Here is a 20,307-nt window from a genome sequence, read left to right on the forward strand (position 1 = left end):
CTGGCAGGATAACAATAAGCAGCCGCGGATACCCAAACGACATGATTGTCCTGAAAAATATTTCGAAAGTGTTCACGCCAGGCCGGCTATCCATTACTGCGGTTGATAATGTCAATTTGACCGTGGAGCAGGGACAGATTTACGGAATTATTGGCTACAGCGGTGCCGGGAAAAGCACCCTGATTCGTCTGCTCAACGGGCTGGAAAAACCAACCACGGGCAGCGTGACCATCAACGGTCATGATATTTCTGCCGCTCGCGGCGAATCCCTGCGTCAGGCGCGCCTGAAAATCAGCATGGTCTTCCAGCATTTTAATCTGCTGTGGTCACGCACCGTGCGCGACAACATCGCCTTTTCAATGCAAATCGCCGGTGCGCCAAAAGCAAAAATTCAGGCTCGCGTGGCGGAACTGATTGAACTGGTAGGGTTGACGGGGCGCGAAAATGCCTTTCCGTCACAGCTGAGCGGCGGGCAAAAGCAGCGCGTGGGGATTGCACGCGCGCTGGCCAACAGCCCGGATGTATTGCTGTGCGATGAAGCCACGTCGGCGCTGGACCCGCAAACAACCGATCAAATTCTTGATCTGCTACTTGATATCAACCGCCGCTTCCAACTGACGATTGTGTTGATCACCCATGAAATGCACGTGGTGCGCAAAATCTGCGATCGTGTGGCAGTGATGGAGAACGGTCAGGTGGTGGAAGAGGGCGACGTCTTGAGCGTCTTCACGCATCCGCAACAGCCGATTACCCGGCAGTTTGTCCGCCAGGTGGGACAGTATGCTGATGAAGAAGCCTTTAACCCACAACTGGCGAGCGAACTGGGCGGCACGGTAATTAAATTAACCTTTACCGGGCACAGCACGCATCAGCCGATCGTTGGCGAACTGACCCTGCGCTACGGTCTGCCATTCAATATCCTGCACGGCAAAATGACCCAGACGGCGCATGGCGTGTTCGGCCAGCTGTGGCTGCACGTGGTGGCGTCGGAAGAGCAACTCAATAACATTCTGGACGACCTGCAAAAAAGCGGCATTGACGGTGAGGTGATTCAACATGGCTGAGAGTCTGTTTCCCCATCTGAAATGGGATCAATTGTTTGCCGCTACTCAGGAGACGCTGTACATGACCGCGCTCTCCGGGATTGCGACCTTTGTTCTCGGTATCGTCCTCGGACTGGCGCTGTTTCTTACCGCACGCGGCGGGCTATTCCAGAACCGTGTGCTGTACAGCGGCATTTCGCTGGTGGTGAATATTTTCCGCTCGATCCCGTTCATTATTTTGATCGTCTTACTGATCCCGTTTACCAAAGCGATTGTCGGCACCATTCTTGGCGCGAATGCCGCCTTACCGGCGCTGATTGTCGGTGCCGCGCCATTCTACGCGCGCCTGGTTGAGATCGCCCTGCGCGAAGTGGATAAGGGCGTCATTGAAGCCACACGTTCAATGGGCGCTCGTCTCAGCACCTTAATTTTTCGGGTTTTGTTACCTGAATCGTCACCCGCTCTGGTGTCCGGTATCACCGTGACGCTGATTGCGCTGGTCAGTTACAGCGCGATGGCTGGGGTGATCGGGGCAGGTGGTTTAGGGAATCTGGCTTATCTGGAAGGATTCCAGCGCAACCACAACGACGTCACGCTGGTGGCGACAGTGACCATTCTGGTTATCGTCTTCATTATCCAGTTCTGCGGCGATGTGATCACTTCTCTGTTAGATAAACGCTAATAAAATACGGAAACCATTATCATGAAAAAATCACTGACACTTCTCGCCGCAGCCACCTTAAGTGCCCTGAGCTTCGCCTCCTGGGCGGACACGCTGACCGTGGGCGCGTCCAACGTACCGCATGCCGAAATCCTCGAACAGGCCAAACCGATTCTGGCGAAACAGGGGATCGATCTGGAGATTAAACCGTTCCAGGACTACATCCTGCCGAACACCGCGCTGGCGGGCCGTGAGATTGATGCCAACTACTTCCAGCATATTCCCTATCTGAACAGTGTGCTGAAAGACCATGCCGGGGATAAGACCTACGATTTTGTCAGTGCGGGCGCCATCCACATTGAGCCTATCGGCATCTATTCGAAAAAAGTTAAATCACTGAAGGATCTGCCGGAAGGCGGCAAAATCATCATGCGTGATGCGGTGTCGGAAGAGGGGCGTATTCTGTCTATCTTCGAGAAAGAAGGCGTAATCAAACTGAAGCCGGGCGTGGACAAAGTGACCGCACGCATCAGCGACATCGTGGATAACCCGAAGAAGCTGAAGTTCCTGCCTAACGTGGAAGCCGCGCTGTTGCCGCAAATGTACAACAACGATGAAGGTGATGCGGTGGTGATTAACGCCAACTACGCTATCGACGCTGGTCTGGATCCGGTACACGACCCGATCGCGGTGGAAAGCGGTGAGAACAACCCGTATGCCAACATCATTACTGTGCATCGTGGCGACGAGAAGAAAAAGGATATCGTCGCACTGGTTGACGTCCTGCACTCAAAAGAGATTCAGGAGTGGATCCGCACCAAATACAAAGGTGCGGTCATTCCGGTGAATAACTGATCCGTTTTTGCCGGGAGACGGCTTCGCCTTACCCGGCCTACGTTGTCCTGTAGGCCGGGTAAAACGCGCGAGCATTGCCATCCGTGCAAGTGTCAGACCCGCTCAATTCTTGCTGGCAGCCCCTGACGGACCGCGGCGCCGGACACCCAGTCCAGCCAGGTGTTACTGATTTTTCGCGTCGGATCGGCAAACCCCAGGTCATTCAGGCTAATCCCCGATTTCACTTTCGCATCAAACGGCAGCGGTTCACCGTCCAGCGTGTGTTGCGCACCGCCCATCTCCCGATGCCCATAGCCGTGCTCGATCGCGATGACTCCAGGCATTACGCCGTGCAGCAAACTAATTTGCGCCTCAACCTGTCCACCCGGCGTGGTGATCCGCACCGTGTCGCCATGGGAAAGCCCGAAACGCTGACCGTCCTGCGGGTTCAACGCCACCAGATTGACCGGTTTAACGTGGTGCAAACGTGGGATCACCGCAGACGCACTGGCCATGGTATTGGACTTAAACGAGATAAGTTTGAGCGGCCACTGTGCCAGCGGGAACAGGTCGTCCACCGAACGTCCGTCAGAGAGCCTTGCCGGATACCACGCCGGACAGCCGCTGTAGCGCTCGCCAGTGATAGCATGACGATGAGCGGCAACCTCGGCGTTCCAGATTTGCAGCGGTTTTTCCCACGCGTTGCCGACCCGGTTTTCTGCCCGTCCGCTCTTGTCCGGTGCGAACCGACCGCCACGTGAATAGATAAACGCCACCCGACGGACTTCCTCCGCTTTCAGTGTCTGTTGAATGACGGGCATAATGCGGCGGACGCCTGTGAGTTCAATATCTTCCGTTACCGCTTCGGCGACCGGGGCCTTCCCCATAAACGCGATATTGGCGGCAACGCGCAGATAGTAGTCTTCGGCACGGTTGAGCGGATAATGGTTCCCTGCGCTGTCGGATATCGCATTGTCGCCAAACCCCGGCAGATGCAGTTGCTTTGCCACCGCGATGCAGAATGCCTCCATCGAAACCGGCTGACCGTCGGCGGTTGTGGCGGTGGCAGCGGTAACAATCGGCCAGCGAGCGGTGGTGGCTTTACTGGCGACGCCAGCCCACGGCGCGCTGAATCCCCAGCTTTCGAAATTATGCGTGTCCGGTACGATGTAATCCGCAAGGGCCGTCGTTTCGTTCATATACGCGTCGATGGCAATAAACAGCGGCAACCGTGCCGGATCTTTCAGCTTTTCTTCAGCCACCGCGCGCAAACCGGGTATGCCATACAAGGGATTGGTCATGTTGGAGATCCACGCTTTCAGCGGGTACGGATACCCCTCCAGCGCGGAACTCAGCAACTCAGTCAGTTGACCGGCGACAAACGGATACCACGGTGCTTTAGCCGGGAAGGGGGAACGCCCGGCGGCGACCTTGTCACGGTACTCTTCAGAAGATTCATACGCCGTTTTGCTTCGCGCGATGCTCAGCCCTTTAGGCTTCACCTTTCCTTGAAAACTCGCCATGTTGTAGCGTGGGCCGTCCGTTGCGCCGTTGAATTTTCCGCCGCCGACAAAGACGCCGCCTTCCAGACTGAGGTTGCCGATCAGCGCGTTCAGCATCATCACCGCCCACGCATTATAGAAACCATTTCCTGCCATCATGCCGCCGTGGGTGACGACCGCCGCTTTACGTCCGTGACGGGTAAAGGCATCCGCTAGCGCGATGATGTTGTCCTCAGCCACACCGCACTGTTGGCTGTACTGCGTGAGCGTCATTTTTTCCGCCGATTCTTTCAGACACTGGAAGCTGCTCTTCACCGTCACGCTACGTCCGTCGGCGAGCGTGACCTGGCGCGTGGCAAACAGCGTGGCGTGCAGACAATCACTGGCGGGGGCCAGCTCGTTGTGTTCATTAACAACCAGTGGATCATTGGCCGCGGAAGGGTCCAGATGGCGACGCGTTAAGTGCTGTCCCGCCAGTCCGGGAAGATCGTCGGCGATCACCAGATGCGTGGCGTTGGTCCAGCTCTTCTCGTCAGCGTGTTGCATGGCCTTTGCGCCGGGCAGCGCCAGATAATCGGCGTTGTAGCGTTGGTTTTCGATAATCCAGCGGATCATTGCCATCGCCAGCGCAGAGTCGCTGCCGGGGATCACGGGTAACCAGTGACCGTGATCGTCAGCTAACACGGTGGTTAACGGCAGCGCCGGGGCGACGACCACATAGCTGAAATCACCGCGCAGGCGTGCGCTGGAAAGCTGTCTGGCCTGGCGTTTAAACGGGTTGCCCGACTGTGCGGGAGAGGTGCCCATAAACAGCGCGAACTCGACGTTATCCCAGTCGGGCTTTACGTGGGTGTTTTTATCGAGATCGCCCATCAGCGCGCCGGAACCTGCGCGATAGGCCAGTCCACAATAGGAGCCATGCGCGCCAAAGTTCTTGCTACCGAAACTGTTGAGAGCAAAGCGGCGTAAAAATGTATCTCGCCCATCGTCGCTGGTATTGGTGACCAGAAGCTGGTTGGATTTAGGACCAAACCCCGGATGTTGCGGATCAATGGGGGTCGACGGGGCGTAAATGGCGCGCAGGCCGTCAACGTGACCCTCGCCAAACAGGTCGCCGCCTTCCACCACTTCATTGATCAATTGTTCAAAGCTGATGCGCTGCCATTTACCTTCGCCGCGTTTACCGACGCGTTTCATCGGCTCAAGAATACGCAACGGGCTGTACAGGCCTTCCAGTTGCGTCGCGCCCCTGGCGCAGGCCGTCGAGCGAGCATCAAGACCGTTCTCGCCCGCCAGTTGCGCCATCGCCGTACTGAATGGCACCGACGCGTCAATATGATGCTCATGAGAAAGCGGATGATATGGGTTGCCGGCAATACGTAGCACCCGGTTGGTTTGTTGATCAACGCGTACCCTGACGCCGCACTGTGTCCAGCAGCCGAAACATTGGGTCATGGCGATGGTTTGCTGCGTATTCTGCTGCCAGCGCGGGTGCGCGTTGGCTTCCGGGATCAGCGCGTTACCGATGATGTGGTCGCGGGTGATTTTACCCGAGGTGCCGTTGATCAAGCCGTCAATGGCACGCTTCGCGACGTCACGATAGCTGAGGGCGAATGTCGCCATACCGCCGACGGCCAGGCCGACTTTGAGCCACTGACGACGGGTTAAATTAGCCATGTTGCAGTCTCCTTGCGAGTCCGTTCACGCTTTCGCGAATAATAATAAGCAGCGCTATCCACAGGCCGAAGGTGCCGAGGATGGCAAGCCAACCGTCGGTTCCGGCGGGCAAGGCGTATGGGTTGAACTGGGCGTTGAATTTCGGCAGCGTCTGCCCCTGAATCAGCAGCGTCCAGCGCATGAGCCAGCATAGCGCCATCGCGCTCAACGCCAGCAGGCTACGCAGAGGCAATGACAGCGGACGACGCAGGGCGATAACGCTACACAGCAATGAGATCAGCCAGAATGCCAGCCAGCCTGAGGCGTAATGGCGTGCCGATGCGGAGATTGCCAGCCACTGGCGGATGGCCATACCGGAAAGCGTATCGCCGCAGATCCAGAAAATAATGACGGCTGCAAGGGCGAGCAGTGTCAGCAGTTGTCCGAGCGCGAGGCGCTTTTGCGTTGGAAAATCATCGCGCAGCCCGACGATTAACAACGCTAAAAAGGTTTGTAGCGCACTCAGGAACATCACCAGCACAAAGGCATAACTGAACCAGACGGGGCGAGCCTGCACCACAGAGACTTCCCGCCCGGTATAGAGCAACAATCCTATCGCGGTCAGCGCGCTGGCACACGCGAACCATTTTGTGACAGCGTAACTTTTACCAGTGAGTTGCCTGTAAATCTGCGCCAGAAACCAGAGTCCGAGGAACGCGGTAAACAGCGGCAAAAACAGGGCGCCCCACGGCATCCATGACCACGGCGTAGGGTACGCATAGAAATGCCAGACACGGGCTGTCTGGTGGAGATCGGCGGTTAGCGCCAGCGGTGCGGTGATTGCGCAGGTTAGCGTAATCAGCAGCGTCAGGTTTTCCAGGGCGGGATTATCCTTTTTCCGCCAGTGCAGGACGGCACCAGACAGCGCCCCGCAGGCGGCAATACCGATGAAAAAGAAATACTGTACTGCCCAGGGAAGCCAACTCACCGCCTGTGGACGGGTCAGCACCTCTTCAATGATTAAGGGTGACATTATCAGACCTCCTGCCAGAGTGCGGGTTGTGCGCGGCCCATCAACGGGGAGACAAACGCCTCATCCAGTCCCAGATAGAAGACATGGGGCACGGTGTTGTTTTCCGGTTTCAACACTTTGATGGTGTCATGATGGGTGCGGATTAATTGCGAAATACGGCTTTGCGGATCGCGGATATCGCCGATGATGCGCGCGCCGCCAACACAGGACTCCACGCAGGCGGGGAGAAGTCCGGCCTCTAAACGATGGACGCAAAACGTGCATTTATCGGCGGTCTGCGTTTCATGATTGATAAAACGGGCGTCATAAGGACACGCCTGCACACAGTAGGCACAACCGACGCAGCGGGTGTTATCGACCACGACGATACCGTCTTTGCGTTGAAAGGTGGCCTGCACCGGACAAACCGGTACGCAGGGCGGATTGTCGCAGTGGTTGCACAGACGCGGTAACAGCACATTGGTCACCTCATCCGCCATCTGGACCTGATACTGATTCACATGGGTACGGAACTCGCCCTGCGGCGTCTGGTTTTCAATCGCACAACTGACGGTGCAGGCCTGACAGCCGATGCAGCGGCGCAGATCGACAAGCATCGCGTAACGCTGCTGTGTGGAACCACCGTGGCGTTCAGGTGAAAAAGAAAATTTCGCCTGCGCCAGTGGAACCAGCGACGCGCCTGCGGTCAGGACGCCCAGTTGCTGGAGAAACTGCCGTTTACTGCTGTCCATTTTTTCTCCCGTCTCAAGGCAACAACGAAACATTTGTCACGCCATTGGGTTGCGTGTGATGAATAAAGAATGTCGATGATTTACAGTGTAAAAATCGAGGCGGGGGCAGCTCTATTGTGGTTAACCACATACCCGGCGGGTTGTTGATCTAAAACAACATAATCAACGGGGATAAGGGTGTGAGAGGTAAAAAGGTGATGAGGCTGACGCTGCTGGCGTCGGCCTTAATGTTCAGCGGCGCTTCGCTGGCGGGCGCATGGAATATCGGGATTCTGGCGATGCGGGGTGAGGTCTCCACCCGTAATCACTGGCAGGCGCTGGAAACGCAGCTTAATCAGCAGATTCCCGGAGAACGGTTCCACATTCTGCCGCTGGATCTGCACCAGATGCAGGCGGCGGTCAACAACGCAAGCGTACAATTTGTGGTGACCAACCCGGCACAGTTTGTGCAACTGAACAGCCATTCACCGCTGCGCTGGTTGGCGTCTCTGCGTTCTGCGCGCGGCACGGGGAACGTCATTGGTAGTGCGATCCTTGCCCGGCGCGACAGCGGTATCACCAGCGTGCACGATCTGATCGGTAAAACAGTGGGGGCCATTGATCCTCAGGCGTTCGGCGGCTACCTGCTGGGATACAAAGCGTTGAGCGACGCCGGCCTGCGCCCGGAGCGCGACCTCAACCTGCGTTTTACTGGTTTTCCAGCCGATGCGCTTCTTTATTTACTCCGTGAAAACGCGGTGCAGGCGGTGATTGTTCCGGTCTGCCTGCTGGAAAAAATGGACGAAGAGGGACTGGTTGATAAAACCGATTTTGTCGCGGTGCTCAACCGTCCCGGAAATATTGCCTGTTTAGCCAGTACGCCGCTCTATCCTGACTGGTCGTTTGCCGCGTTGCCTGCGGTCAGTGATGCGCTGGCCGATCGCGTCACCCGCGCGCTGCTGGCTGCACCTGACACCTCCGCGTTCCATTGGGGAGCGCCGGCGTCGACCAGCCAGGTGGAGGCGTTACTGCGCGACGTACAGCAGCATCCACAGCAGCGACGCTTATGGCTGGATGTGAAAAGCTGGCTGATACAACATCAGTGGCTGATGGGCGGGACTGCGCTGATCCTGCTTTTGCTGACCCTGAACTACATCTGGGTGATGCTGCTGGTTCGTCGCCGTGGTAAACAACTTGAACGCAACAGCGTCCAGTTGCGCCAGCAGGAGCAGGCGCTGGAAACGGCCAGGCAGATGAGCGTTCTCGGCGAAATGACCTCCGGATTCGCGCACGAACTGAATCAACCGCTGTCGGCTATTCGCCATTACGCGCAGGGCAGCCTGATTCGCCTGCAGTCTCAGGATCCGGCGCACGCGTTACTGCCTGCGCTCGAGCATATCGATCGGCAGGCGCAGCGCGGGGCCGAGACGCTGCGTAATTTGCGGCGCTGGGTGAGTCAGGCTCAGGGAAGCCCGATCCGCACGGAAGAGTGGGAGAACATCAGCATTCGCGAGGCGGTTCAACATGTCTGGCAACTGTTACGCATGGCACAGCAGTTTCCGATGTTAATTTTACACAGCAATATCGATCGCGCGTTGACGATGTTGCTGCCGCCGGTTTTGCTGGAGCAGGTGCTGGCTAATCTGATCCTCAACGCGGCGCAGGCGGGTGCCACCGCGTTGTGGATTGACGCCTCAGCGTCGACACAGGGCGTGCACATGACGTTGCAGGATAATGGCGGCGGTATCAACGATGCCTTATTGCAGCAAGCCTTTCAGCCCTTCAAAACCAGTCGGAAAGAGGGGATGGGACTGGGGCTGGTGATTTGTCAGCGGCTGGTACGTTACGGTCAGGGAGAGATTAACCTGCGAAATCAGACCGCGCCTGACGGGTTGCCTGGCGTGGCGGTTGTACTGGATTTTACTCAACGGGAGGACAGGAGCGGCAATGACGATAATTCATTTACTGGATGATGATGTGGCGGTCACCGATGCCTGCGCCTTTCTTCTGGAGAGCCTGGGCTATCCGGTCACGTGCTGGGAAGAAGGGGCTGTTTTTCTTGCGCAGGCCGATTTGTATCAGACGGGCGTACTGCTGCTGGATATGCGGATGCCGGTCATGGATGGTAAGCATGTCCATGCGGTGTTGCGCCAGCGCGAAAGTACGCTGGCAGTGGTGTTTCTGACCGGACATGGCGACGTGCCGATGGCCGTCGAGCAGATGAAGCAGGGGGCGGTAGACTTTCTGCAAAAACCGGTCAGTGCCAGACCGCTGCAAACGGCGCTGGAGCGTGCGCTGGTGGTATCGGAACAGGCCGTAGCCCGACAACAGATCATCACCTGTTATCGCGCACTTACGGCAAAAGAACGTGAGTTAGCAGGTTTCGTCGTTAATGGACTGATGAACCGCGAGATTGCGCAGGTGATGAACATCGCGGTACGCACGGTAGAAGTACATCGCGCCAGGGTGATGGAAAAAATGCAGGCGGCAAATCTGGCGGCACTGGTCAACAAATGGCAACAATTGAAAGAAACGCATATCGTTGAATAGTACCGTGAGTTATTTATTTGATTTTCTTTGTTTTTTGTCATCCCCTGCAGTCTGATATATGCTGTTTAACTGGACTAGCAATGAGAGACAATAATGGGAAACCTGACAAAAGACGATGAACTGTACCGTGAGATGTGCAGAGTGGTTGGCAAAGTGGTGCTGGAAATGCGCGATCTGGGACAGGAACCCAAACATATCGTGATTGCCGGGGTACTGAGAACCGCACTGGCGAACCAGCGTATTCAGCGTAGCGACCTCGAAAAACAGGCAATGGAAACGGTAATCAAAGCGCTGGCCAGCTAACCGCATTAGGGGATGAACGCATCCCTTATTTCCTGAAACGCGAATTATTCAGGGGCAATATTACCGTTATTGGCTAATTCGCTATATTTTTTAATATATCACGACCGCTTTTTAATTTATAGTTGGGAACAATTTCACATTTATTTGTAATCTGGTGGAACAGTGTTTCACTGTCTTTATGATAATAAATATCACTACGCATTTAATATTTCCCTTCCCATTTTTAATTGATAATGATCAAAGTCATACCTACCAATAACTCCCATTATTTATTTCGCCTAACCCTAAAGGATTAGTTTATTTGCGTTAAGTTGCGTTATTTATGCAATCCGGTTATGGCAGAACTTCAGCTGTGGGAGGCAACATCAGAGGCTCTGTTTCAGCATAATTAGCATCAGCCTGGGACGTGTTGTCGGCACTGCGTTTGCGAAGAGGATGCAAAATAAATGAACCAGGTTGATCGTCCATTATTAGATACTGGCTTAACGCGGCTGGAATTCCTGCGTATATCAGGAAAAGGCCTGGCAGGGTTAACCATCGCGCCCGCGTTACTGTCACTTTTTGGCTGTAAGCAAGAAGATATCGATAGCGGCACCGTGGGGTTGATCTCCACGCCGAAAGGGGTGCTGGTAACCCAACGCGCCCGCTGTACCGGTTGCCATCGGTGTGAAATTTCTTGTACCAATTACAATGATGGTGCCGTCGGCACCTTCTTTTCCCGCATTAAAATTCACCGTCATTATTTCTTTGGCGACAAGGGACCAGGCTCCGGCGGCGGCCTGTATGGCGATCTGAACTACACCCCGGACACCTGTCGTCAGTGCAAAGATCCGCAGTGCATGAAGGTGTGCCCCATTGGGGCGATTACCTGGAGCCAGGAAGACGGTTGCATTGCCGTTGACCACCGACGTTGTATCGGTTGCAGCGCCTGTACTACCGCGTGTCCCTGGATGATGGCCACCGTCAATACCGAAACGAAGAAATCATCAAAATGTGTGTTATGCGGTGAGTGTGCCAGTGCCTGCCCGACCGGGGCATTAAAAATCATCGAGTGGAAAGATATTACTGTTTGAATCTTGCAAAGGAAAACATTATGGCTAACGGTTGGACAGGTAATATTTTACGGGTCAATCTTACAACAGGCGATATTACCCTTGAAGATTCCAGTAAATTTAAAAAATTTGTCGGCGGTATGGGGTTCGGCTACAAAATTATGTACGACGAAGTTCCCGCTGGCACTAAACCCTTTGATGAAGGCAATAAATTAGTTTTTGCGACGGGACCGCTTACCGGATCCGGCGCTCCATGCAGTTCTCGCGTTAATATCACGTCGCTCTCTACATTCACAAAAGGCAATCTGGTTGTCGATGCACATATGGGCGGTTTTTTTGCCGCACAAATGAAATTTGCCGGCTATGACGCCATCATCATTGAAGGCAAGGCGGCATCCCCCGTCTGGCTCAATATTAAAGACGACAAGGTCACGATTGAAAAAGCCGATTTTCTGTGGGGGAAAGGCACCCGTGCAACCACGGAAGAAATTTGCCGGATGACGTCACCAGAAACCTGCGTGGCGGCGATTGGTCAGGCGGGTGAAAACCTTGTGCCGCTCTCCTGTATGCTCAATAGCCGCAACCACAGCGGTGGCGCAGGGACCGGCGCGGTGATGGGGTCGAAAAATCTGAAAGCCATCGCCGTGGAAGGGACCAAAGGCGTCAACATTGCCGATCGCAAAGAGATGAAGCGGTTGAATGATTACATGATGACGGAGCTGATTGGCGCGAATAATAACCATGTTGTGCCCAGCACACCGCAGGCATGGGCGGAATATTCCTCGCCCGCGTCACGCTGGACCGCACGCAAAGGGTTGTTCTGGGGCGCGGCGGAAGGTGGGCCGATCGAGACCGGCGAGATCCCGCCGGGTAATCAGAACACCGTCGGCTTCAGGACCTACAAATCGGTCTTCGATTTAGGTCCGGCAGCGGAAAAGTACACGGTGAAAATGAGCGGCTGCCATTCTTGTCCGATTCGCTGCATGACGCAGATGAACATTCCTCGCGTGAAGGACTTTGGCGTGCCGAGCACCGGCGGGAATACCTGCGTGGCGAACTTCGTCCATACCACCATTTTCCCGAACGGTCCGAAGGACTTTGAAGACAAAGGCGATGGCCGGGTCATCGGCAACCTGGTGGGTCTGAATCTGTTTGATGACTACGGCATCTGGTGTAACTATGGCCAGTTGCACCGCGACTTTACGTATTGCTACAGCAAAGGGGTGTTTAAACGCGTGCTGCCGGCGGAAGAATATGCCCAGATCCGCTGGGATCAACTGGAAGCGGGCGATCCGAATTTCATCAAGGATTTCTATTATCGTCTGGCGCATCGCGTGGGTGAACTTAGCCATCTGGCGGATGGGTCGTATGCCATTGCCGAGCGCTGGCAACTGGGTGATGAATACTGGGCGTATGAAAAAAATAAACTGTGGTCACCGTTTGGTTTTCCGGTTCACCACGCCAACGAAGCCTCGGCGCAGGTGGGGGCCATCACCAACTGCATGTTCAACCGCGATTGTATGACCCACACCCACATCAATTTCATCGGCTCGGGTTTGCCTTTAACACTCCAGCGGGAAGTCGCCGCGGAACTGTTTGGTTCACCAGACGCCTACGATGAAACGAAAAATTACACGCCCATCAACGCGGCAAAAATTAAATATGCCAAATGGACGTTGCTGAAAGTGTGTCTGCATAACGCCGTCACGCTGTGTAACTGGGTCTGGCCGATGACCGTGTCGCCGCTGAAAAGTCGTAACTATCGCGGGGATCTCGATCTGGAAGCCAAATTCTTTCAGGCCGTAACCGGTGATGAAACCACTCAGGCCAGTCTCGATTTAGCCGCAGAACGTATCTTCACTCTACATCGCGCCTACACGGTGAAACTGATGCAGACCAACGATATGCGCAATGCGCACGATCTGATCTGCTCGTGGGTGTTTGATAAGGATCCGAAGATTCCGGTCTTTAGCGAAGGCACCGACAAGATGGACCGCGACGATATGCGTGAATCCCTGACGCTGTTTTATAAAGAGATGGGCTGGCACCCTGAATTGGGCTGCCCGACACGTGAGACGTTGAATCGACTCGGCCTGGAAGATGTCGCCGATGACCTGGCCGCGCAGAATCTGTTGCCGGCGTAAGGAAAAAACATGAGCCAACCAGAGGAAGTGAGCCAACTTATCGCGCCGGATGTCGATCTCGAAAAGCGGCAGTGGTTGCAGGGGCGACATGAGCCGATAGCCTGCGCGGATGAACAGGCGGTAGCAGAAAGCCCTGCTGAGATTATGGCGGATTTTATCCGCCAGCATTCGGCGAACGGCCAGCTTGTCGCGCGCGAGCTGTTCTTGCAGCCGCCGTACTCCGTAGAAGAGGCGGCGCTCACACCGCTACTGGACACGCTCAAAGAGGGGCTCGCCGGCGAGGATATCGCCTGTGTGCAGGGCTCTCAGGATGAATATTACTACTCAACCCAGACCATGACCGCCAACTATGCCGGCATGTGTGTTCAGGTGGTGGAAAAGGATATCTGTCGGGCAATCGCACTGGCGGTGCGCTTTGACTGTCAGACCTATCCGCGTCCGTACAAAATCGCCATGCTGGAACAATCGCCTTACGGTTTCGCGCCTGAGCAGATAGAAGCCGCGCTGGCCGCGATTGAAACGCACCCCGACTATGCCGATATTCGCCCGGTCTCGTCGTCGAACGACGTGCCGTATTTATTCAGCGAACGCTTTATGAGTTACGGCAAAGCATACGGCTTGTGCGAATGGCTGGAAGTTGAGCAGTTTCAGAATCCCTGAATTCATGGAAAGCGTGGACGAGCGCGACCACAGCATTAGAGGATAACAAGATGTCCTTCACTCGACGAAAATTTGTGCTTGGCATGGGAACGGTCATTTTCTTCAGCGGACCCGGCCAGACGCTGCTGGCGAAGACAACAGCCAGCGGCCCCGTTCGTTACGTCATGATCCATGATGAATCGCGATGTAATGGCTGTAACATCTGTACCCGCGCCTGTCGCAAAACGAATCATGTTCCCGCGCAGGGAAGTCGCCTGTCGATTGCGCATATTCCCGTTTCAGATAATGACAACGAGACGCTGTATCACTACTTCCGTCAGTCCTGCCAGCACTGCGATGATGCGCCCTGCATTGAGGTTTGCCCGACCGGTGCGTCGTGGCGCGATGAAAACGGGATCGTTCGTGTCGACAGTTCGCGCTGCATTGGCTGTAGTTACTGCATCGGCGCGTGCCCCTATCAGGTGCGTTACCTGAATCCGCAAACCAAAGTAGCGGACAAATGCGATTTTTGCGCCGAGTCGCGACTGGCAAAAGGCTTTCCGCCCATTTGCGTGACCGCCTGCCCGGAACATGCGCTGCTGTTTGGACGCGAAGACAGCCCGGACATCCAGCGTTGGCTACAGGAAAATAACTATTACCAGTATCAACTTCCGGGCGCGGGCAAACCCCATCTGTATCGTCGGTTCGGTCAACATTTGATTAAAAAGGATAATGTATGAACGCGTCGCAGAATGCTGAACAGTTCCAGGCCCAACTGGCAAATTATGTGCCGGTATTTTCTCCCGAGTATTGGCCCGTCTGGCTGGTGATCGCCGGACTTCTGCTGGTGGCGATGTGGCTGGTGCTGGGGTTACACGCCTGGCTTCGCTTTCGCGCGGCCAACAAGGCAGCCGCCGGGCATGGTGAGAAGGTTTACCTGTATTCTCGCGCGGTACGCTTGTGGCACTGGTCGAATGCCTTGCTGTTTTTACTCCTGCTCGGTAGCGGGCTAATCAACCATTTCTCTCTGGTCAGCGCGGCGGTAATGAAAAGCTTGCTGACGGTGCACGAAGTCTGCGGATTTTTGCTGCTGGCGTGCTGGGTCGGTTTCGTGCTGATCAATGCGTTGGGCGGGAACGGTCATCATTACATTATCCGTCCCCAGGGTTGGGTGGCGCGAGCGATGAAACAGACCCGTTTCTATCTGTTTGGCATTATGCAGGGGGAAGCGCATCCGTTCCCGGCAACACCGCGTTCGAAGTTTAATCCGTTACAGCAGGCGGCCTATGTCGGGGTGATGTACGGATTGTTGCCATTGTTGCTGCTGAGCGGATTGTTGGCGCTCTATCCGCAGGTCGTGGGCGACCTGTTCCCCGGCGTACGCTACTGGTTGTTGCAGGCGCATTTCGCGCTGGCAATCATCAGCCTGTTCTTTATTTTTGGTCACCTCTACCTGTGCACTACGGGCCGCACGCCTGGCGAAACGTTCCGCTGCATGGTCGATGGCTATCACCGGCATTAACGTATGCTGATCACGCGAGAAGATATACGCAACTGGCGGGTTGGCGCGGTGATGTACCGCTGGTTTCTGCGCCGTTTTCCTGAAGGCGGCAACTACGCTGATGTGCATCGGGCGTTGAGTCGCGAAGGTTATCTCGACTGGGCGAACAGCCTGGTGGAATACGCCTGGTCGCGCTGGCTGGATGAAGAAAATTTTGCCCGCCAGGATATCTCCGCCATGTCGCGACTGGCGCGGCCAGATATCTCAATGGGCGATCAGCAGGTGGCGAACGCGGATGATAACGCGAATCTGGGCTGTGCGGGTGATAACATGAAGATCGCCAGCGCAGGCTATGCGTCACAAATTGCCAGTGCGGGATACTGCGTGCGCATTGGCAGCGTTGGCTACAACAGCCATATCAGCAGTTCCGGGGATCGCGCGCGGCTGGCCGCCGCAGGAAACTCCACGCGAATCAGCAGCGCCGGTAACGGAACGCGGATCGCCAGCAGCGGGATGCGTGTGCGGGTGAGTTCGCTCGGTGAAAGAAATCATGTCGCCAGTAACGGTGACCTGAGCCAGATAGTGAGCTTTGGCGCCAATGCGAAAATCGCTAACAGCGGCGATAATGTGCATATCATCTGTAACGGCGATAACGCGATCGTTGCCAGTACCGGGGTGGTGGATTCCGTCGTGCTGGGACCGGGCGGCTGCGCGGCGCTGGCGTATCATGACGGCAAACGCATGCGTTTCGCCGTCGCGGTTGAAGGTGAAGCCGGGATCCGCGCCGGTGTGAAATACCGACTCGACGACGCGCACCAGTTTGTTGAGTGCTGATCGTTCAACGAAGCGCAAACCGTCGCCGGGTCGCTTTCTCCAGCCCGTAGCAAAGCAGATAGTAGACCAGGCCCGTAAAGATGAAGATAGCCGCCGGGTAAATCTGTTCCCGGCTGTTAACCTGTCCCGCCACCGTCGTCAGTTCCGGCACGTTGACGATAAACGCCAGCGATGTGTCCTTCAGCAGACCAATGCATATCCCGGTCAGGGAGGGAAGGATATGGCGTAACACCTGCGGTAGCAGAACCCTTCTTAATGCCTGAACAGGGCTAAAACCCTGCGCCACTGCCGCATCATATTGTCCGGCGGGTAGTGCGTTGAGTCCCGCGTACACAGAATGCATCACCGACGCAGCGGTAAACCAGGCCAGCGCCAGCGTCACCGTTGCCGCACCGGGCAGATCGCTGCCGGTAAGCATAGGGAGCAGATACCACATCCAGAAAATAACGAAGATCAGTGGTATCCCGCGTATGAGCTCTGCCCAGATGAATAATCCCTTACGGATAACGCCCGGAAAACGCCAGGCGAGAGCGGCAAGGGCAATACCGGCAGGTAAGGCCAGCACCGCCGCACCCAGCGCCATCATCAGGGTCAACAATACACCGCCAGGTTGACCGTCGGCCAGTCGTCCCCACAGAAGATAATCCAGATTGTCGGTTATCACCGCAATATTAGCGATCATGCTGGGGACTCCTGAACCGGAACCGGCGGAGTTGCGGCTTTTTTTCCAGTCGGGGGGCGGGCCCCAGATGGGTCAACAGCAGACCGAACGCCACGCCGGCGAACAGATAAAGCGCAGTGCCCACGGCAAAGGCCTCCAGCGCATGGGCGTTGTAGCTTTCAATCTGGCGAACCTGGTAGGTCAGTTCCGCAAAGCCAATCCCGCTGGCTAATGACGATAGTTTCATCAGGTTGAGATATTGCCCCACCACCGGTTGCCAGGCATTGGTTAGTCCCTGCGGCAGCAGGATATGGCGGAAGGTCTGCCATGAGGAAAATCCCTGTGAGATCGCGGCTTCGCGTTGTCCGGCGGAGACCGCCTGCAATCCGGAGGCGACTTCTTCGACCAGGAATGCCGAGGTAAAGACGCCGAGTCCCCACGCTGAGCAAAGAAACTCGGGGGTCAGCCACCAGACGTTGCCGGGCAGGATTGACCAGCCATGCTCTGCGTTGACAAAAGTAATAAAACTGCGCGGCAGCAGGTTCCAGCCGGCGAAGTACCAGAACAGCAACTGGACCAGCAGCGGGGTGTTACGAAACAGCGATACCCAACCAGCCACCAGGCGACGGCCCATGCGATGGCCGGAAAGACGAAGGGCTAACAGCAAAATGGCCAACAGCGTGGCGAGGAAAATGCCTGCGGCGCTGACCCACAGCGTGGTGAGAAATCCGGAGAGGATCCATTGCAGGGGCAGGCCGGTGAGCACTCCCTGCCAGTCCATTGACGGCATTATCGTGATAACTCCTGATGCAACGGATCCAGCACTTTTTGCAGAAAACGCTGGGTGCGCGGGTGCTGCGGCCGGGTAAAAAAGGCCTCCGGGGAGGCGATTTCGAGAATATCGCCGCCGTCGATAAACACCACCCGGTCGGCGATTTCACGAGCAAAATGCATCTCGTGGGTGACCACAATCATTGTAATACCGCTGTGCGCCAGACGTTTCATGACCTGTAACACCTCACCGATCATTTCCGGATCGAGTGCAGAGGTGGGCTCATCAAACAGGAGAATTTGCGGCGAAGAGGCCAGCGCGCGGGCAATCGCCACCCGCTGCTGTTGACCGCCGGAAAGCTGTGCCGGATAAGCGCCAGCCTTCTCTTCCAGCCCAACCTGTTCCAGCAGGGCATAAGCGCGTTGTGTGGCGTCGGTTTTATTCCAGCCGTGGACGTACTCCAGCGCGAGGGTGATATTCTGCTGCGCCGTCAGATGGGCATACAGATTGAACTGCTGGAATACAAAACCAATGCGGCTACGCAGCTGTCGCAGCGCGGCCCCCTTAAGTTGACCGACCGGTTTGTCATCAATAAAGATATCGCCGCCACTCAATGATTCCAGTTGGTTAATCAGGCGGATCAGGGTCGATTTCCCCGATCCCGAGGGGCCAAGAATAGTCACAACTTCACCGGGTTCGACGGTGAGACTGACGCCGTTGAGTACCCGGTGATCGCCGTACGCTTTCACCACGTCGCGTAACTCAACTCGCGCCTGGCGCAATGTGTGGAAATCCGCAGCTCCGGCTGCGGACGGGGTGAATAAACCAGCCAGCATCTTATCTGGCCTCAATTTTAAAGGCGCGCGGCTGCGGATTTTTCGTTTCCGGGCCAAACCAGACATCATAAATTTTGCCTGCCTGCCCACTGGATTCGAGTCGCAATAATTCATCGTTAACCGCTTTCAACAACGCCGGTTCGCCTTTCTTCACGCCCACGCCGATTTCCTCTTTGCTGAGTAAATCCGGCAGGATTTTAAACTGCGCTTTGTCCGGTGCGCCACTGAGCAAACCTGCCAGGATAGTGGAGTCCTGAGTGATAGCCTGCACGTTGCCGTTGCGCAGGGCGGTTAACGCCAGCGGGATATCATCATAGGCCAGCACACGGGATTGCGGGAACCGCTGATGTAGCGCCTGCTCACCGGTGGTTCCTTTCACTGCGCCAATGCGTGCGCGGCTGTACTCATCCAGCTTATCGGGTGACGAGGCAGGCACCAGGAATTGCTGACCGGTGACAAAGTAGGGCACAGAGAAGTCGATGACCTGGGCGCGCTCGGGGGTGATCGTAATATCAGCAACGATCAGATCGGCTTTCCCCGATTGCAGCAGCGGAATACGGTTAGCGGGATTGGTGGCGACCAGTTCCAGTTTCACACCCAGCGATGCTGCCAGCGCCTGAGCGAAATCAACATCGTAACCCACGATCTGATGGGTTTTCGCATCGACGGAGCCAAACGGCGGGTTAGCGTCAAACGTCGCAACCTTGACCACGCCTGCGGCCTTGATATCAGCGAGTTGATCGGCCTGCGCCTGAATGCTCAAAAAACTCGTGGCGAGCATGACGCCGAGGGCGAGAATCGTTTTTTTCGTACGTTGTGTTTTCGTTGCCATCATTTTCTTTGATATCCCTGAAATTATTGGTTTGTCCTTTTACGCTCCCACAACCCGAACCCGCAGCAAAAGAAGAAAAAAGTCTTATTTATATGCAAAAAGTTATTAGTGAACAGTGTGTTAACGAAGGGTTACTAACGAACAAAAACAGATAACGGTGCGCAGAATTCGCATTTCATTTTTTGTGCGGTTTGCGCTGCAATGAAAAGCACCTGACAAAACAGAGGAGCCGGAGATGGAGAAGGTAAACATGCAGATGGCGCGTCGTTGGATGCGAGTTGCCATCACGCCAAAGCGGACCCGACAGCCCGGTGCAGAGGTCAATCTGCAGCGCGTTGTGGAGTCCATTCTTCCTGTCGCCAGCCTGTATGGCGTGGACATTGCTAACATTGACCCGGAGTGGTTTCGTGATCAAACAACACGCTGAACACCGTCGGATGCGCGAGGTGTACTGGAATGAAATCTGCACTCACCACGGAGATGCAAAGGAAATAAAAGACGTTGAAGGAACTACCGCGCAGAACTGCGCGGTAGGCTGAAACAAATCAGATTTTGCAGGCGTCGCCGCAGTCATCATCGGCAATCACCGATTCTGCTTTTTTGTCCGCATCGTCCAGACGTTCAGCGTTACGTTCCTGCGCCTCTTCCAGTCCGTTAAAGACCAGATTATCGAGATCAATTTCCATTATTCACCTTTCTTCGCTCGTTTTTGACTTCCGACAAGTATAGAGCAAATAGGAATCT

At 55.5% G+C, this 20,307-nt stretch carries 21 protein-coding genes; 13 read left to right on the plus strand and 8 right to left on the minus strand.

Annotation, left to right across the window (positions count from 1 at the left end):
* The first annotated feature begins 41 nt into the window (after positions 1-41).
* Genes C2U53_RS21370 through C2U53_RS21380 form a run of 3 tightly spaced genes read left to right on the plus strand, consistent with a single transcriptional unit; the run spans position 42 to position 2,559 of the window.
* The gene (locus C2U53_RS21370; RefSeq protein WP_044265420.1) at positions 42-1,064 is read left to right on the plus strand and encodes a methionine ABC transporter ATP-binding protein; all 1,023 of its coding nucleotides are present in this window, start codon (positions 42-44) and stop codon (positions 1,062-1,064) included.
* Positions 1,057-1,725 (plus strand): methionine ABC transporter permease, encoded by a 669-nt coding sequence (locus C2U53_RS21375; protein ID WP_104446416.1) that lies wholly within the window; start codon positions 1,057-1,059, stop codon positions 1,723-1,725. Before C2U53_RS21370 ends, C2U53_RS21375 begins: the two co-directional genes overlap by 8 nt.
* Positions 1,726-1,746: 21 nt before the next feature.
* Positions 1,747-2,559, plus strand: coding sequence for a MetQ/NlpA family ABC transporter substrate-binding protein (locus tag C2U53_RS21380; protein WP_044265416.1), 813 nt, complete (start codon positions 1,747-1,749; stop codon positions 2,557-2,559).
* A gap of 92 nt (positions 2,560-2,651) precedes the next feature.
* Here C2U53_RS21380 and ttrA read toward each other — a convergent pair whose 3' ends face one another.
* From ttrA to ttrB, 3 genes are read right to left on the minus strand one after another with little or no spacing between them, the layout of a single operon-like run.
* The gene (ttrA, locus tag C2U53_RS21385) at positions 2,652-5,717 is read right to left on the minus strand and encodes a tetrathionate reductase subunit TtrA (protein ID WP_104446417.1); all 3,066 of its coding nucleotides are present in this window, start codon (positions 5,715-5,717) and stop codon (positions 2,652-2,654) included.
* A complete protein-coding gene (ttrC, locus tag C2U53_RS21390; RefSeq protein WP_104446418.1) occupies positions 5,710-6,732 on the minus strand; it encodes a tetrathionate reductase subunit TtrC in 1,023 nt (340 codons plus the stop codon). The genes ttrA and ttrC overlap by 8 nt, the downstream gene beginning before the upstream one ends.
* A complete protein-coding gene (ttrB, locus tag C2U53_RS21395) occupies positions 6,732-7,460 on the minus strand; it encodes a tetrathionate reductase subunit TtrB (RefSeq protein ID WP_104446419.1) in 729 nt (242 codons plus the stop codon). The genes ttrC and ttrB overlap by 1 nt, the downstream gene beginning before the upstream one ends.
* Positions 7,461-7,639: 179 nt before the next feature.
* On the opposite strand from ttrB, the gene ttrS reads away from it, so the two are divergent.
* The 9 genes from ttrS to ydhT all read left to right on the plus strand — a co-directional run bounded on the left by ttrS (position 7,640) and on the right by ydhT (position 16,462).
* On the plus strand, positions 7,640-9,412 hold the full coding sequence (ttrS, locus tag C2U53_RS21400) for a tetrathionate respiration histidine kinase TtrS (RefSeq protein WP_090050018.1): 1,773 nt from the start codon (positions 7,640-7,642) through the stop codon (positions 9,410-9,412).
* Positions 9,387-9,989, plus strand: a complete 603-nt coding sequence (gene ttrR, locus C2U53_RS21405; protein WP_043000831.1) for a tetrathionate respiration response regulator TtrR — start codon at positions 9,387-9,389, stop codon at positions 9,987-9,989. The genes ttrS and ttrR overlap by 26 nt, the downstream gene beginning before the upstream one ends.
* A 93-nt stretch (positions 9,990-10,082) precedes the next feature.
* Complete coding sequence (gene fumD / locus C2U53_RS21410; RefSeq protein WP_044254724.1) at positions 10,083-10,292, plus strand: fumarate hydratase FumD; 210 nt, start codon at positions 10,083-10,085, stop codon at positions 10,290-10,292.
* Between the two features lie 446 nt (positions 10,293-10,738).
* Positions 10,739-11,365, plus strand: a complete 627-nt coding sequence (locus tag C2U53_RS21415) for a ferredoxin-like protein (RefSeq protein WP_043000829.1) — start codon at positions 10,739-10,741, stop codon at positions 11,363-11,365.
* A 20-nt stretch (positions 11,366-11,385) separates the two neighbouring features.
* Complete coding sequence (locus C2U53_RS21420) at positions 11,386-13,488, plus strand: aldehyde ferredoxin oxidoreductase (protein WP_043000828.1); 2,103 nt, start codon at positions 11,386-11,388, stop codon at positions 13,486-13,488.
* Between the two features lie 9 nt (positions 13,489-13,497).
* Entirely contained in the window at positions 13,498-14,148 is a 651-nt protein-coding gene (locus C2U53_RS21425) for a YdhW family putative oxidoreductase system protein (RefSeq protein ID WP_044254721.1), read from the plus strand.
* A 50-nt stretch (positions 14,149-14,198) separates the two neighbouring features.
* The gene (locus C2U53_RS21430) at positions 14,199-14,867 is read left to right on the plus strand and encodes a 4Fe-4S dicluster domain-containing protein (protein ID WP_044326967.1); all 669 of its coding nucleotides are present in this window, start codon (positions 14,199-14,201) and stop codon (positions 14,865-14,867) included.
* The gene (phsC, locus tag C2U53_RS21435) at positions 14,864-15,649 is read left to right on the plus strand and encodes a thiosulfate reductase cytochrome B subunit (RefSeq protein ID WP_044254716.1); all 786 of its coding nucleotides are present in this window, start codon (positions 14,864-14,866) and stop codon (positions 15,647-15,649) included. Before C2U53_RS21430 ends, phsC begins: the two co-directional genes overlap by 4 nt.
* Positions 15,650-15,652: 3 nt before the next feature.
* Positions 15,653-16,462, plus strand: a complete 810-nt coding sequence (ydhT, locus tag C2U53_RS21440; protein WP_104446420.1) for a protein YdhT — start codon at positions 15,653-15,655, stop codon at positions 16,460-16,462.
* Between the two features lie 4 nt (positions 16,463-16,466).
* Here ydhT and C2U53_RS21445 read toward each other — a convergent pair whose 3' ends face one another.
* From C2U53_RS21445 to C2U53_RS21460, 4 genes are read right to left on the minus strand one after another with little or no spacing between them, the layout of a single operon-like run.
* Positions 16,467-17,144, minus strand: a complete 678-nt coding sequence (locus C2U53_RS21445; RefSeq protein ID WP_090050025.1) for an amino acid ABC transporter permease — start codon at positions 17,142-17,144, stop codon at positions 16,467-16,469.
* A complete protein-coding gene (locus C2U53_RS21450; RefSeq protein WP_172740614.1) occupies positions 17,134-17,916 on the minus strand; it encodes an amino acid ABC transporter permease in 783 nt (260 codons plus the stop codon). Before C2U53_RS21450 ends, C2U53_RS21445 begins: the two co-directional genes overlap by 11 nt.
* A complete protein-coding gene (locus C2U53_RS21455) occupies positions 17,913-18,731 on the minus strand; it encodes an amino acid ABC transporter ATP-binding protein (protein ID WP_043000823.1) in 819 nt (272 codons plus the stop codon). Before C2U53_RS21455 ends, C2U53_RS21450 begins: the two co-directional genes overlap by 4 nt.
* 1 nt (position 18,732) lies before the next feature.
* Positions 18,733-19,566, minus strand: coding sequence for an ABC transporter substrate-binding protein (locus C2U53_RS21460; protein WP_043000822.1), 834 nt, complete (start codon positions 19,564-19,566; stop codon positions 18,733-18,735).
* A 232-nt stretch (positions 19,567-19,798) separates the two neighbouring features.
* Here C2U53_RS21460 and C2U53_RS21465 point away from each other — a divergent pair, with 232 nt between their 5' ends.
* Positions 19,799-19,990 carry a hypothetical protein gene (locus tag C2U53_RS21465; RefSeq protein WP_044265393.1) on the plus strand — a complete coding sequence of 64 codons (192 nt, stop codon included), beginning with the start codon at positions 19,799-19,801 and terminating at the stop codon, positions 19,988-19,990.
* 118 nt (positions 19,991-20,108) lie between these two features.
* Here the strand turns inward: C2U53_RS21465 and C2U53_RS21470 are convergent, their stop codons facing one another.
* A complete protein-coding gene (locus tag C2U53_RS21470) occupies positions 20,109-20,249 on the minus strand; it encodes a hypothetical protein (RefSeq protein ID WP_090050030.1) in 141 nt (46 codons plus the stop codon).
* Between the last annotated feature and the right edge of the window lie 58 nt (positions 20,250-20,307).

The organism is Citrobacter sp. CFNIH10, from assembly GCF_002934585.1.
Taxonomy (GTDB): domain Bacteria; phylum Pseudomonadota; class Gammaproteobacteria; order Enterobacterales; family Enterobacteriaceae; genus Citrobacter_A; species Citrobacter_A amalonaticus.

Coding starts and splice junctions, on each gene's coding strand:
- C2U53_RS21370 (WP_044265420.1), top strand. CDS start 42: ATGATTGTCCTGAAAAATATTTCGAAAGTGTTCACGCCAGGCCGGCTA.
- C2U53_RS21375 (WP_104446416.1), top strand. CDS start 1,057: ATGGCTGAGAGTCTGTTTCCCCATCTGAAATGGGATCAATTGTTTGCC.
- C2U53_RS21380 (WP_044265416.1), top strand. CDS start 1,747: ATGAAAAAATCACTGACACTTCTCGCCGCAGCCACCTTAAGTGCCCTG.
- ttrA (WP_104446417.1), bottom strand. CDS start 5,717: ATGGCTAATTTAACCCGTCGTCAGTGGCTCAAAGTCGGCCTGGCCGTC.
- ttrB (WP_104446419.1), bottom strand. CDS start 7,460: ATGGACAGCAGTAAACGGCAGTTTCTCCAGCAACTGGGCGTCCTGACC.
- ttrR (WP_043000831.1), top strand. CDS start 9,387: ATGACGATAATTCATTTACTGGATGATGATGTGGCGGTCACCGATGCC.
- fumD (WP_044254724.1), top strand. CDS start 10,083: ATGGGAAACCTGACAAAAGACGATGAACTGTACCGTGAGATGTGCAGA.
- C2U53_RS21415 (WP_043000829.1), top strand. CDS start 10,739: ATGAACCAGGTTGATCGTCCATTATTAGATACTGGCTTAACGCGGCTG.
- C2U53_RS21420 (WP_043000828.1), top strand. CDS start 11,386: ATGGCTAACGGTTGGACAGGTAATATTTTACGGGTCAATCTTACAACA.
- C2U53_RS21425 (WP_044254721.1), top strand. CDS start 13,498: ATGAGCCAACCAGAGGAAGTGAGCCAACTTATCGCGCCGGATGTCGAT.
- C2U53_RS21430 (WP_044326967.1), top strand. CDS start 14,199: ATGTCCTTCACTCGACGAAAATTTGTGCTTGGCATGGGAACGGTCATT.
- phsC (WP_044254716.1), top strand. CDS start 14,864: ATGAACGCGTCGCAGAATGCTGAACAGTTCCAGGCCCAACTGGCAAAT.
- ydhT (WP_104446420.1), top strand. CDS start 15,653: ATGCTGATCACGCGAGAAGATATACGCAACTGGCGGGTTGGCGCGGTG.
- C2U53_RS21445 (WP_090050025.1), bottom strand. CDS start 17,144: ATGATCGCTAATATTGCGGTGATAACCGACAATCTGGATTATCTTCTG.
- C2U53_RS21455 (WP_043000823.1), bottom strand. CDS start 18,731: ATGCTGGCTGGTTTATTCACCCCGTCCGCAGCCGGAGCTGCGGATTTC.
- C2U53_RS21460 (WP_043000822.1), bottom strand. CDS start 19,566: ATGATGGCAACGAAAACACAACGTACGAAAAAAACGATTCTCGCCCTC.
- C2U53_RS21465 (WP_044265393.1), top strand. CDS start 19,799: ATGGAGAAGGTAAACATGCAGATGGCGCGTCGTTGGATGCGAGTTGCC.
- C2U53_RS21470 (WP_090050030.1), bottom strand. CDS start 20,249: ATGGAAATTGATCTCGATAATCTGGTCTTTAACGGACTGGAAGAGGCG.